Origin of the sequence: Isoptericola halotolerans, assembly GCF_045689585.1 — a bacterium.
GTDB classification, from domain to species: Bacteria; Actinomycetota; Actinomycetes; order Actinomycetales; family Cellulomonadaceae; genus Isoptericola; species Isoptericola halotolerans_B.
On record NZ_CP140108.1, the window covers coordinates 1189338 to 1202379 of the forward strand.

Annotated in this window: 13 protein-coding genes; 5 read left to right on the forward strand and 8 right to left on the reverse strand. The window is 69.8% G+C overall.

The window, feature by feature from the left end:
• Positions 1–88 precede the first annotated feature (88 nt).
• The 3 genes from UQW22_RS05570 to trxA all read left to right on the forward strand — a co-directional run bounded on the left by UQW22_RS05570 (position 89) and on the right by trxA (position 3445).
• Entirely contained in the window at positions 89–1990 is a 1902-nt protein-coding gene (locus UQW22_RS05570; RefSeq protein ID WP_407319919.1) for a hypothetical protein, read from the forward strand.
• Positions 1991–2071: 81 nt separating this feature from the next.
• Positions 2072–3091 carry a thioredoxin-disulfide reductase gene (gene trxB, locus UQW22_RS05575; RefSeq protein WP_407319920.1) on the forward strand — a complete coding sequence of 340 codons (1020 nt, stop codon included), beginning with the start codon at positions 2072–2074 and terminating at the stop codon, positions 3089–3091.
• Between the two features lie 30 nt (positions 3092–3121).
• Positions 3122–3445, forward strand: coding sequence for a thioredoxin (gene trxA / locus UQW22_RS05580; protein ID WP_407319921.1), 324 nt, complete (start codon positions 3122–3124; stop codon positions 3443–3445).
• Positions 3446–3741: 296 nt separating this feature from the next.
• Here the strand turns inward: trxA and UQW22_RS05585 are convergent, their stop codons facing one another.
• The 8 genes from UQW22_RS05585 to rpmH form a co-directional block, all read right to left on the reverse strand.
• The gene (locus UQW22_RS05585; protein WP_407319922.1) at positions 3742–5085 is read right to left on the reverse strand and encodes a ParB/RepB/Spo0J family partition protein; all 1344 of its coding nucleotides are present in this window, start codon (positions 5083–5085) and stop codon (positions 3742–3744) included.
• Positions 5086–5209: 124 nt separating this feature from the next.
• On the reverse strand, positions 5210–6274 hold the full coding sequence (locus UQW22_RS05590) for a ParA family protein (protein WP_407320730.1): 1065 nt from the start codon (positions 6272–6274) through the stop codon (positions 5210–5212).
• Between the two features lie 200 nt (positions 6275–6474).
• On the reverse strand, positions 6475–7113 hold the full coding sequence (rsmG, locus tag UQW22_RS05595; protein ID WP_407319923.1) for a 16S rRNA (guanine(527)-N(7))-methyltransferase RsmG: 639 nt from the start codon (positions 7111–7113) through the stop codon (positions 6475–6477).
• A 115-nt stretch (positions 7114–7228) separates the two neighbouring features.
• On the reverse strand, positions 7229–7753 hold the full coding sequence (locus tag UQW22_RS05600; protein ID WP_407319924.1) for a protein jag: 525 nt from the start codon (positions 7751–7753) through the stop codon (positions 7229–7231).
• Between the two features lie 8 nt (positions 7754–7761).
• Complete coding sequence (yidC, locus tag UQW22_RS05605) at positions 7762–8709, reverse strand: membrane protein insertase YidC (RefSeq protein ID WP_407319925.1); 948 nt, start codon at positions 8707–8709, stop codon at positions 7762–7764.
• A 51-nt stretch (positions 8710–8760) separates the two neighbouring features.
• On the reverse strand, positions 8761–9057 hold the full coding sequence (gene yidD / locus UQW22_RS05610; RefSeq protein ID WP_407319926.1) for a membrane protein insertion efficiency factor YidD: 297 nt from the start codon (positions 9055–9057) through the stop codon (positions 8761–8763).
• Positions 9054–9413, reverse strand: a complete 360-nt coding sequence (gene rnpA / locus UQW22_RS05615) for a ribonuclease P protein component (RefSeq protein ID WP_407319927.1) — start codon at positions 9411–9413, stop codon at positions 9054–9056. The genes yidD and rnpA overlap by 4 nt, the downstream gene beginning before the upstream one ends.
• A gap of 3 nt (positions 9414–9416) precedes the next feature.
• Positions 9417–9554: a 50S ribosomal protein L34 gene (gene rpmH / locus UQW22_RS05620; protein WP_106265963.1), complete on the reverse strand. Its 138-nt coding sequence runs from the start codon at positions 9552–9554 to the stop codon at positions 9417–9419.
• Positions 9555–9890: 336 nt separating this feature from the next.
• On the opposite strand from rpmH, the gene dnaA reads away from it, so the two are divergent.
• Positions 9891–11318 carry a chromosomal replication initiator protein DnaA gene (gene dnaA, locus UQW22_RS05625; RefSeq protein ID WP_407319928.1) on the forward strand — a complete coding sequence of 476 codons (1428 nt, stop codon included), beginning with the start codon at positions 9891–9893 and terminating at the stop codon, positions 11316–11318.
• Between the two features lie 527 nt (positions 11319–11845).
• On the forward strand, positions 11846–12979 hold the full coding sequence (gene dnaN, locus UQW22_RS05630; RefSeq protein WP_407319929.1) for a DNA polymerase III subunit beta: 1134 nt from the start codon (positions 11846–11848) through the stop codon (positions 12977–12979).
• Positions 12980–13042: the final 63 nt, after the last annotated feature.

Sequence of the window (13042 nt, forward strand, 5' to 3'; positions counted from 1 at the left end):
CGGACCTCTACCATGGTCCGATGGAACGGACCACCGGCTCGTCGGGCCGGAGCCCACTCCCCCACCACACCCCTACGGAGGCGTCCAGGTGAGCACCGTCCAGCCCGGGACCGTCATGGTCGATCGCTATCGGCTCACCCGGCCTGCCAGCACGGACCTGGCGTCGGCGGAAGCCTGGGAGGCACACGACCAGATCCTCGACCGGCCCGTCCGCGTCACCTTCGTCGACGGCCCCCAGGCGGCAGCGGCGCTCGACGCCGCGCGCCGCGCCGCCCTCGTCGCCGACGCTCGCCTCTGCCGCGTGCTCGACGTCGGGTCCGCCGACCTGGGTGCCGGCGAGCGCGCCTACGTCATCACCGAGCCGTTCGCCGGCGAGACCCTGACCGAGATCGTCTCGCGCGGACTCGTCGACGCCCAGCAGGCCCGCGCCCTCATGGGCGAGGCGGCGACCGCCCTCGAGACCGCCCGGCAGCGGGGCGTGCACCACTGCGCGCTGCGTCCCGACGCCGTCCGCGTCGACGGGCACCGGGTCGTCGTCACCGGTCTCGGCATCGACGCCGGCCTCGCCGGTATCGAGCCGTCCGACGCCGACGCCGCAGCCTCGGACGCTCGCGGTCTGGTGGCGCTCGGCTACTACGCGCTCACCGCTCGGTGGGCGGCCGACAGCCTCGAGGTGCCGTGGATCGCTCCCGACGCGGTCCGCCCCCTCTCGGCCCGCACCGGTCCGGGCGGCGCCGTCGCACCGGTCTCGGAGCTCGTGCCGCACGTCGACCCGGAGATCGACGGTCTGGTCCGCCGCACGTTCTCCGACGCGGGCGAGGCTCCCGCCGACCCGGCCGAGGTCGTCGCCGCCCTGGAACCGTGGGGGCAGGTGTCCGTCGTGGCCGCTCTGCCCCAGTTCGTCCAGCCTCCGCCGGAACGTCCCGTCAGGTCGTCGGTGCTGGGAGCCGGTAGCCCCGCCGGACCCGGCTCGCGCCCCGGCACCCCTCCCCCGGCTCCGCCGGTGCGCCGGCCGTCCACCGGACGCATCGCCCGTGCCGGCGCCTTCGGTGCCGCCGGGGGCGCGGCGGCGGGTGCTGCCTACGGGCAGCAGACCGCCCACGGAGCGGTCCCCCCGCCTCCCGGACCGGCCGCGCCGTACGGTCAGACCGCCGCCTACGGGCAGCCGCCGGTCCCGCCGCAGCCCCCGGTCCCGCCGCCCGGGCAGCCTGGGCAGCCCGGAGCCGACGGGTACTCACCGAACGGCGCGTACGGCCAGGCCCCGGCCGCCGGCCCCGGCGTCCCCCCGTCGGAGGCGAGCCCCAGCACCGGAGGCTTCGCCTCCACGGCCGCCCCGAAGAAGCGTGGCGTCAACCCCACACCGATCGTCCTGGGCGTGCTGCTGGTCGGTGTCGTGCTTGCGGCCATCTGGGCGATGACGCAGGCCTTCACCCCGATCAGCACCGAACCCCCGCCCGAGGCCCAGACGTCCCAGGAGGCGACCGAGGGCTCCGGGGAGGAGACCGGCACGGAGGGCGACACCGCGGATCCCGAGCCCACCGAGACCGAGGAGCCCGAGGTGCGGCCGATCATCGAGTCGGGCGAGCAGCTCGACCCGGCGGGCGACGGGGAGCACCCCGAGGCGGTCGAGCTCGCCTACGACGCCGACCCGTCGACGTTCTGGTTCACGTTGACCTACCACAACAACCCGGCCTGGGGTGGGTTCAAGGAGGGCGCCGGCTACGGTGTCCAGCTCCGGGATCCCGCTCCCGTCTCCCAGGTCGACCTGAGCACCAACGGCGAGGGCGGCGCGTGGCAGCTCCGCTCGACCAGCCTCGACGACCCGACCGGCGGGGACCTGCTGGCCGAGGGTTCCTTCTCCGAGGAGACCACGATCGAGCTCGACGAGCCGGTCATCGTGGACTCGCTCGTGCTGTGGATCACCGAGCTCCCGGGCACCGACGAGGCCGACCGCTACCGCCTCGAGCTCAACGAGATCACGCTGTCCTGACCCTGGAACATTGCCGAGACCGGTGATGTTGACACCAGATGCCGGTCCGCACCGGCCATGAATCGAGACGCAGGAGTAGATGTGAGCGACCAGCCGACGCCCCCGGCCAGCCCGGACGCCGCCGTGCACGACATCGTCATCGTCGGTTCCGGCCCCGCCGGCTACACCGCCGCGATCTACGCCGCCCGAGCGGGCCTGGCGCCGGTGGTCGTCGCGGGGTCCGTCACCGCGGGCGGTGCCCTGATGAACACCACCGAGGTCGAGAACTTCCCGGGCTTCCCGCCCGGGATCCAGGGACCCGACCTCATGGACGCCATGCGTGAGCAGGCGGAGAAGTTCGGTGCCCGCGTGCTCTGGGACGACGCCGAGACGCTGGAGCTCACGGGTGACGTCAAGACCGTCATCACCGGTGGCGGCGAGACGTTCCGCTCCCGAAGCGTCATCCTCGCCACGGGTTCCGCGTACCGCGAGCTCGGGCTGCCCGAGGAGAAGCAGCTCTCGGGACGAGGCGTCTCCTGGTGTGCCACGTGCGACGGGTTCTTCTTCCGTGACCAGCACATCGCCGTCGTCGGCGGCGGCGACTCCGCGATGGAGGAGGCGACCTTCTTGACCCGCTTTGCCGCGAAGGTCACGATCATTCATCGACGTGACGGTCTGCGTGCCTCCAAGATCATGGCGGACCGGGCCCTCGCCGACCCGAAGATCGACTTCGCCTGGAACAGCGAGGTCGTCGGCATCCAGGGTGAGGGCAAGGTCGCGGGCGTGCGTCTGCGCGACACCGTCACCGGCACGGAGCGAGACCTCGACGTCACCGGGCTGTTCGTGGCGATCGGCCACGATCCCCGCAGCGAGCTCCTGGCCGGTCAGGTCGACCTGGACGACGAGGGCTACGTCCTTGCCGAAGGGCGATCCACGCGCACCAACGTCCCGGGCGTCTTCGCGTGCGGCGACCTGGTCGACCACACCTACCGCCAGGCGATCACGGCCGCCGGGTCGGGTTGCGCCGCGGCGCTCGACGCCCAGGGCTACCTCTCCGAGCTGGCCGACCTGGACACCGCGCCCGACCCCGAGCAGCTTCCGGCTGCTCTCGACGCCGTCTGACCACCCCGCACGCACATCGAAGGAGCGTCCATGCCTACTGTCGCCGTCACCGACGACACCTTCCAGTCCGAGGTTCTCGAGTCCGACGTACCCGTCCTCGTCGACTTCTGGGCGACCTGGTGCGGCCCGTGCCGCATGGTTGCCCCCATCCTCGAGGAGCTCTCCGAGGAGTACGACGGCAAGGTGAAGATCGTCAAGCTCGACACCGACGCCAACCAGGCCACGACGATGGCCTACGGCATCACGTCGATTCCCACGCTCAACGTCTTCTCCGGGGGCGAGGTCGTCAAGTCGATCATCGGCGCGCGTCCCAAGCGTGCGCTCGCCGAGGAGATCGACGGCATCCTCTCCTGAGGAGTCCTCTCCTCATCTACCCGACGACGGCGGCACCGGTTCTCACGACCGGTGCCGCCGTCGTCGTCTACGGGGCCCTGTCGGCACACTGGTGCTGCAGCGGTGTTTCACGTGAAACAGGACCAGCGGGCGAGCCTCGACCTGTTCGCCGGTGGCGCGTGTTTCACGTGAAACACGGCCCCGCGTCGGCACTGGACTGTCGCGGCACGAGGATTCGGGACGCAGCTCCGTGCAGAGAGACGAAGGCCCGGCGTGTTTCACGTGGAACATGCCGGGCCTTCGCTTGCTGAGCCGACTCAGCTCGGACCGAAGCCCGGGTCCTCCGGTGCCATCACGGACAGGATGCGGTTGAGATCTTCGACCGAGGCGAACTCGACCGTCACCTTGCCCTTGGTCTTGCCGAGGTTCACCTTCACGCGCGTCTCGAACCGGTCGGAGAGCCGCATCGCCAGCTCGTCCATCGCCTCGCTCCGCTGACCGGCGCGCGGCGCGCGGGGAGCCGACTTCTCTTCCGAGCCCTCGGTGATCAGCGCGACGACCTCCTCCGTGGCGCGGACGGAGAGCCCTTCCGACACGATCCGCTGGGCGAGCCGCTCGATCTCCGCCCCGTCGGTCAACCCTAGGAGCGCACGCGCATGCCCGGCTGAGAGAACGCCGGCCGCGACCCGCCGCTGAACCAGAGGTGGCAGCTTGAGCAGGCGCAGCGTGTTGGAGATCTGGGGTCGCGAGCGCGCGATGCGCGCCGCCAGCTCCTCGTGCGTACAGCCGAAGTCGTCCAGGAGCTGCCGATACGCCGCAGCTTCCTCCAGCGGGTTGAGGGCCGCTCGGTGGAGGTTCTCCAGCAGCGCGTCCCGCAGCATGTCCGAGTCGTCGGTCGAGCGGATGATCGCCGGGATCGTCGCGAGTCCGGCCTCTTGCGCCGCGCGCCACCGGCGCTCGCCCATGATGAGCTCGAAGCCGTCGGAGGCGTCGGGGTCAGGTCGAACGACGATGGGTTGCAGTACGCCGATCTCGCCGATGGAGTCGACGAGCTCGTCGAGCTCTCCTTCGTCGAAGACCGTCCGAGGCTGCCGGGTGTTCGGTCGGATCTGGTCGACCGGCACCTCCGCGAACCGCGCGCCGGGCACGGGCACGAGACCGTCGTCCTCCGCCGAGTCCGCGTCGGTCCCGTGCGCAGGAGCCGCCGTGGAGCGGTCTGGCTCCCCCGCCGTCTCGGTGGCTGAGGCGAGGTCCTCGGGAGCATCCCGCTCCGTGATCTCGATCGTGCCGACCATGGTCTGGTCGGTGCCGGCGGCACCGCTCGACTCGGCCTCCCAGCGATCGGCGAGTCCGGCCAGCGCAGCGACAGGGTCGGTCCCGTCGTCGCCCGGCCGGCTCCCCCCGTTGATGCTCAGCCGACCACCGGCGATCGCGGAGTCCCACGAGGCCGAACGTCGTGCCGTCCGGTCCGCACCCGGCGCCCCGTTTGACGCGCCGCCGTCGGCGTCGTGGCTCTCCTCGTCGGCCGTCATGACGGCGCCCGGCGAGTCCTGGCCCTCGTCGCGCTGCGGGAAGAAGACATCGACCGGCTTCTCCTGCGGCGGGCCCTGCGGGATGAGCGCGCCGAGTCCGCGGCCCAGCCCTCGCTTCTTCTGGCTCATGATCCACCAGCCTCCTGGTTCCGTCCGAGTGTCGGGGGGACCTCGTGTCGTCCGGTCGCACCCGGGTGGTCATCCCTGCCCGCGGCCCGTCCTGGTCCACGGTGCTGCCACGATGCTACGCGCGTCATCGCAGGTCAGCGCGCTCAACAGTGTGCTCGGCCATCTCGCGTGCGGCCTCCAGGTAGGCCAGCGCACCCGTCGACCCGGGGTCGTACGTCATGACGGTCTGTCCGTACGACGGCGCTTCGGAGATCCGCACCGAGCGCGGGACCGTGGTCCGCAACGTCTGGTCCGGGAAGTGCTGCCGGACCTCGGCCGCGACCTGCTGAGCCAGGTTGGTCCGCCCGTCGTACATCGTGAGGAGGATCGTCGAGACCACGAGCTCCGGATTGAGGTGCGCCTTGATGAGCTCGATCGTCTTGAGGAGCTGACTGAGGCCCTCCAGGGCGTAGTACTCGCACTGGATCGGGATGAGCACCTCCCGGCCCGTGACGAACGCGTTCACGGTGAGGAGACCGAGGCTCGGCGGGCAGTCGACGAACACGTAGTCGATCCGCTCCTCCCCCCGGGAGACGCGGTCCTCCAGGTACCGGTCGAGGGCCTTGCGCAGCCGCGTCTCGCGAGAGACGAGCGAGACGAGCTCGATCTCGGCACCCGACAGATCGATGGTCGCCGGCACGCCCCAGAGTCCGTCGACGTCGGGGCACGCCTGCACGGCGGACTCGATCGGTTCGTTCTCGACCAGCACCTCGTAGATCGACGGCGTCCCGGCCCGGTGCTCGAGACCGAGTGCGGTCGAGGCGTTGCCCTGGGGGTCGTTGTCGATGACCAGCACCTTGAGCCCGGCACGCGCCAGACCGGCCGCCACGTTGACCGTCGTCGTCGTCTTGCCGACGCCGCCCTTCTGGTTCGCGACGGTGATGATCCGGGTACTCTCCGGCCGCGGGAAGCGCCGGCCGTCCAGCTCGATCCGTCGGCGAGCGTCCAGCGCCAGCTGGGCGGCCAGCGGCGTGTCCTCGTCCACCTCGGGCACCGACGACTTGAGTGCCTCGCGGTGGTGGTCGCGGTCATCCGGCGTCGAGGCAACCCAGCCCGCGTTCGATGTTTCACGTGAAACGTCGTCGGGGCGGCTCTCGGGAGAGGTCCAGCCACCAGTCCCCGACGAAGTGTCCGGGTGGTCGGCGTTCATGCTCACGGATCGTTCCTCCACGTCGCGTCGCACGTCGATGCAGTTCCGCGCTCACTCTACGGCCTCTGACGGGTGCGGAGGCCGCTGACACTCGGCTGCTGCCGACCGACCCGGATCGCTGCCGCGCGCCGCTGCACGCCGAGATGTTTCACGTGAAACACCACCCGCACGCGCCGGGCAGGAGGGTTGCGGCTCGCTCCTCAGCGGCGGCGCATCCGCAGGATGGTCGTCGACTCGACGCCGTCGACCGTCCCACCCTCGAGGATCTCCGGTTCTCCGACGGTGAGCTTCCGGAGCACCTTGCGCGCCGGCTCGATCTCACGATCGACGTTGCGGCCCTTGAGCACCACCAGCTCACCGCCTGACCGAACCAGCGGCAGGCTGATCCGTGCCAGCTTGGACAGCGCCGCCACGGCGCGCGACGTCACGGCATCGACCTCGAGCGCGCCGTCGTACTCCTCCGCGCGCCCACGCTTGACCTCGACGTTCCGCAACCCCAGGTCCGCCACGACCTCGTCGAGCCACGTCGTCCGCCGCTCCATCGGCTCGATCAGATGCACGGTCGCGTCCGGACGGAGGATCGCGATGACGACGCCCGGGAGCCCTGCGCCCGACCCGATGTCGGCGACCGAGGTAGCGCCCGCCAGGAACGGCACCACGGCCGCTGAGTTGAGGATGTGTCGCTCCCACAACCGGTCGACCTCGCGAGGACCGATCAGGCCTCGGAGCTCCCCCTCGTCGCGGAGACGCGCGTGGAACCGGGAGATCGCCTCGTAGTGCTCCCCGAAGTACGCGCGCACCGCGGCGCTCGTGCCGATCATGTCGTCCGTCTCCACCATGTCTACCATCCTGTCATCTGCACAGGGACGCCGCCTCGACGTCCACACCACTCCCGGAACGCGAAGAGGCCCGTTGTTTCACGTGAAACAACGGGCCCCGTCACGCGGACATCCCTCAGTCGCCGGCAGCCTCGGCGGCGGCTGGGTGCACGACGACGTGCCGGTGCGGCTCGGTGCCCGCCGAGTCGGAGACCAGGCCCGCCGCGGCGACGGCGTCGTGCACCACCTTCCGCTCGAAGGCGTTCATCGGTGCCAGCTCCACGGTGCTGCCGCTGTCCCGGATCTGTTGGATCGCTTCGGTGGCGAGGTCCTCCAGCTCCGCACGCTTCGCGGCCCGAAAGCCCCCCACGTCGAGCATGAGCCGGCTGCGCTCCCCCGTCCTGGCCTGGACGGCGAGCCGGGTCAGGTCCTGCAACGCCTCGAGGACCTCCCCGTCCTGGCCGACGAGCGCGTCCAACGAGCGCGGCGAGTCCTCCGACACGACCTCGACCGCCGCACGGTCGTGCCGGATGTCCAGGTCGATGTCGCCGTCCAGGTCGGCGATATCGAGCAGCTCCTCGAGGTAGTCGGCTGCGACCTCGCCCTCCTCCTCGAGGCGCGCGACCAGCGTCTTGCTGTCCGGCGTGGTGTCGCTCGTCATGGCAGACCTCACTTCTTCCTCTTCTGGCGGTTCTTCCGCACGGGCTGCTGCCGCTGACCGGTCGGCTTCGGCGGCTCGATCTCCGTCGGCTCCTCCTCCACGATCCCCTTCTTCGCAGCCTTCGCGGCCTGCTTCTCCTTGAGGGCGCGCTCGGCCTCCGACCCGGGAGCCGGCATGCGCTTGATCGTGTAGAACTGCTGGCCCATCGACCACAGGTTCGTGATGGTCCAGTAGATCAGCACACCGACCGGGAAGTTCACGCCCGAGATGAGGAAGATGAGCGGCAGGACGTACAGCATCATCTTCTGCGTGTTCGCCATCGGGCCCTCGAGGGCGGCCTTCGGCATGTTCTTCATCGTCAGCTGGCGCTGCGTGAAGAACGTCGTGGCGCTCATGGCGACGATCAGCACGAGGATCGTGATGCGTGCGCCCCAGTCGTCCGTCTGCATGAACACGTCGGACAGCTGCGCTCCGAACAGGGAGGAGTGCTCGATGTCCGCGGCCACCGACGCGTCGATCGGACCGATCGGGTCCTGCGTGCCGTCCGCGATCGGCTGCAGGTTGTAGAGCACCCGGAACAGCGCGAAGAAGATCGGGGACTGCAGCAGGATCGGCAGGCACGACGCCATCGGGTTCGTGCCGTGCTTGCGGTACAGCTCCATCGTCTCGCGGCCCATGGCCTCACGGGACGACGGATCCTTCTTGTTCTTGTACTTCTTCTGGATCGCCTGCAGCTCGGGCTGCATCATCTGCATGCCACGAGAAGCCTTGATCTGCTTGAAGAACAGCGGAATCAGAAGGATCCGGATGACGATCACCAGAGCGACGATCGACAGCACCCAGGCGAAGCCCGGGCCGTCCTGGAATCCCAGGGTGGTGAACAGCTGGTGGGACCCGTACATGATCCAGGCCACGACCCATTGGATCGGGAACAGGATGGTGTCGAAGAAGCCCATTTGTCTCCTCTGTCGGAAAGCGGGTCCCGGGTGGCGCGCTCCCGGGGAGAGTCAGTGCGTGCGGGCGCCTCGGTGCTCGCGAACCCGAGCAGGCGGGACGTCGTCGACGCCGCCGAGGCTCCACGGGTTGCACCGCAGGATCCGCCAGAGGGCGAGACCGGCCCCCCGCAGCGGCCCGTGCGTGCGCACGGCGACGAGGGCGTACTGCGAGCAGGAGGGGTAGTACTTGCAGGTCGGGCCGGTCATCGGCGAGACCACGGCCTGGTAGACACGGATGGCACCGACCAGCACGGCCGTGGGCACGGCACTGAGCAGGTCCCGGCTACGGCCGAGGAAGGATCCGTTCATCGGACACGCTCCGTCGCGCGCGCGAGGGCCTTGTGCATCCCTCGTCCGACGTCGCGCTCGAGACGCGCGTAGTCCGCCTCCGCCGCCGCCGGCAGGGCGCGCAGGACCACGAGCGCGTCGGTGGGGAGCTCGTCCACGTGCGCGGCTGCAGCCCCCCGCAGCCGGCGCTTCACAAGGTTGCGGTGCACGGCGTTGCCGACCGCCTTCGACACGACCAGACCCACGAGAGGCCCGTCCACCCGGTCGGGCGTACGGGCCAGGTGGACGACGACGGTCGAGCGCCCTGCGCGCGCGCCACCGCGCACCGCTCGTTCGAAGTCGAAGGAGCGGCGCATGCGACGCGCCGCAGGGAGCACGGCTCAGGCAGCGAGCTCGGTGCGGCCCTTGCGACGGCGGTTCGCCAGGATCGCGCGGCCGGCACGGGTGCGCATGCGCAGCCGGAAGCCGTGGGTCTTGGCACGACGGCGGTTGTTCGGCTGGAAGGTCCGCTTGCTCACGAGGTACTCCAAGAAACGTCGGGGAGGCACACCGTCAGGTCCTCGACGATGTCGGTCAGGTTGCAGGTCGACGCCCGCACAGGCAGTGTGACGACCGGGCCGACCCGAGGCTGCTCACCCGCAGGAGGGCGCGCGAAAGTACCTGGAACGGCTGTCTGACGTTACGCCGTCGGACCCTGTCAGGTCAACTGTGCCCGGCGTGACGGTGGCGACACGCAGGACCGGTCGCCGTCGTCGTCCACACCGATGTCCACAGGTTCCACAGGGTGTGGAAAACTGTGTGGACACTGCCGACGACCGCCACCACCTGACGACGCCCCGCCCGGAGGAACAGCCGTGCCCCAGCCCGACACCAACATCACCGAGGTCTGGGCACAGACGCTGGCGACGCTCGAGGCGCGATCGGACATGACGCAGCGCCAGCTGGCCTTCATCAAGCTCGCCAAGCCGATGGCGATCCTCGAGGACACGGTCTTCATCGCGGTCCCCCACGAGCAGACACGGAACTATCTCGAGACCAGCGTGCGGGACCAGCTCGTCTCGGCGATGTCCTCGACCCTCGGTCGCGACATCCGCTTCGGCATCACCGTCGACCCCGAGCTGAGCCACGAGTCCCTGACCGGCCCCACGCAGGACTACACCCCGCCGCCAGAGGAGCCGGAGACCGGCCACGATCGTGCCGAGGTGGTGCGTCCTGCTCCCCCGGCGCGCAAGGAAGCGGCCGAACCCACCCGGCTCAACCCGAAGTACATCTTCGAGACCTTCGTCATCGGATCGTCCAACCGGTTCGCCCACGCGGCCGCCGTCGCCGTCGCCGAGGCGCCGGCCAAGGCCTACAACCCGCTCTTCATCTACGGTGACTCCGGCCTGGGCAAGACCCACCTGCTGCACGCGATCGGTCACTACGCGCACAACCTCTACCCGCACGTGCGCGTGCGGTACGTGAACTCCGAGGAGTTCACCAACGACTTCATCAACAGCATCGGGGAGGGCCGTACCGGGGCCTTCCAGCGCCGCTACCGCGACGTGGACGTGCTCCTCATCGACGACATCCAGTTCCTGCAGGGCAAGGAACAGACGATGGAGGAGTTCTTCCACACGTTCAACGCGCTGCACAACGCGGACAAGCAGGTCGTGATCACCTCCGACGTGCCGCCCAAGCAGCTCGACGGGTTCGAGGACCGGCTGCGGTCGCGGTTCGAGTGGGGCCTCATCACCGACGTCCAGCCCCCGGACCTCGAGACGCGGATCGCCATCCTGCGCAAGAAGGCCGCGAGCGAACGCCTGGACGTCCCCGCGGAGGTGCTGAGCTACATCGGCTCGCGGATCTCGACGAACATCCGTGAGCTCGAGGGCGCCCTCATCCGCGTGACGGCGTTCGCCAACCTCAACAAGCAGCAGGTCGACCTCGCGCTGACCGAGATCGTGCTCAAGGATCTCATCACCGACGACGACCAGGCCACGGAGATCACGCCGGCGATGGTGATCGCCCAGACGGCCGCCTACTTCGGCCTGACGATCGACGACCTGTGCGGGACGTCGAGGTCGCGCGTGCTGGTGACCGCCCGCCAGATCGCGATGTACCTGTGCCGCGAGCTGACCGACCTGTCGCTGCCCAAGATCGGCCAGCAGTTCGGTGGCAGGGACCACACGACCGTCATGCACGCGAACAAGAAGATCGCCGGGCAGATGGCGGAGCGCCGCTCGACGTACAACCAGGTCACGGAGCTGACGAGCCGCATCAAGCAGCAGCACCGCGGTTGATCCACATCTCCACAGGCCTGTGGAGAACTGGAGTTCACAGGGTTTCCCACAGCCCGGAGCCCGTCAGACCGCCGTCTCGGGTGCTCCGTCCCCATCCTGTGGACGTGATCGGTGGACAACTTGTCCACTCTGCCCGAAATGGCGATGCACACCTGTGGACAAATCTGTGGATGCCTGTGGAACACGCCGCAGAACCGGTGGATGAACGGCAGCCGAACGGTGGACGCCTGTGGGGACAGAATCCGTCGCCCACAGGGGCACCGAGTTGCCCACAGGTCGGCCCCCAGGTCCCTCCACAGGCAGACGACCGCTCTGACCTGCCAAGACACCGCTTTTCCCCATGATCCACAACCCCTACGACGACGATGAACGGGATTTCTCTTCAGAGGGGATCCACACGCCTTCGACGGGCGGTCGAGCAGAACCTGGCATCCGTCCTGCCGGGCCCCGGCACGGTAGGGTTTGCACGGACGACGACGCTGCTGCCAGGCATGTCGTCGCACCGCACGAGAACACTGAGGAGTGGGATGAAGTTCCGGGTTGAACGCGACGTCCTGGCCGAGGCCGTGACTTGGACGGCCCGCACCCTCCCCACCAGGCCCCCGGCCCCGGTCCTGGCAGGGGTGCGCATCGAGGCGAGCACCGCGGGCACGATCGGCCTGGCGAGCTTCGACTACGAGGTCTCCGCCCGCTCCGAGATCCCTGCCGAGGTGTCGGAGGACGGCACCGTGCTCGTCTCCGGACGCCTGCTCGCGGAGATCTCGCGCGCTCTGCCGAACAAGCCGGTGGACGTCACCCTCGAGGGCAACAAGGTCGCCCTGACCTGCGGGGCGTCCCGATTCACCCTCCTGACGATGCCCGTCGAGGACTACCCGGCCCTGCCCTCGATGCCCGAGCTCTCCGGGACCGTCACCGGCGACGCCCTCACCCACGCCGTCGCACAGGTGAGCGTGGCCGCGAGCCGGGACGACACCCTGCCGCTGCTGACCGGTGTGCGGATGGAGATCGAGGGAGAACGCATCACGCTCCTCGCGACCGACCGCTACCGCCTCGCGCTGCGCGAGCTCACCTGGACCCCCGCCACCCCGGGTTACTCGGCGGTGGCGCTGGTGCGTGCCCGCACCCTCAACGACGTCGCGAAGTCGCTCGGCACCGCCGGCGGGCAGGTCAACGTCGGGCTGTCCACCGGCGAGGGCGTGGACCTCATCGGGTTCGAGGCCGGCGGCCGGCACACCACGTCCCAGCTGGTCGACGGCGACTACCCCGCCGTGCGCCGGCTGTTCCCGGACGCGACGCCGATCCACGCCGTCGTCCCCACCCAGGCGCTCATCGATGCCGCCAAGCGCGTCTCGCTCGTCGCCGAGCGCAACACCCCGATCCGCCTCGCCTTCTCCGAGGGCCAGGTCGTGCTCGACGCCGGCCAGGGGGACGACGCCCAGGCGTCCGAGGCTCTGGAGGCCGTGCTGGTCGGGGAGGACATCCAGGTGGCCTTCAACCCGCAGTTCCTGCTGGACGGGCTCGGCGCCCTGGGCACCGACTTCGTGCGGATGTCGTTCACCCACCCGAACAAGCCGGTCGAGTTCACCGGCCAGGAGTCGCTGGACGGCGAGGACTCCTCGGCATACCGCTACCTGCTCGTCCCCATCCGCTTCTCGTCCTGAGGCCGGGCCGTCCCGGTCGCCGCGCGCCGGGACGGCCCGGCCCGTACGCTCGCTGCGACGCCA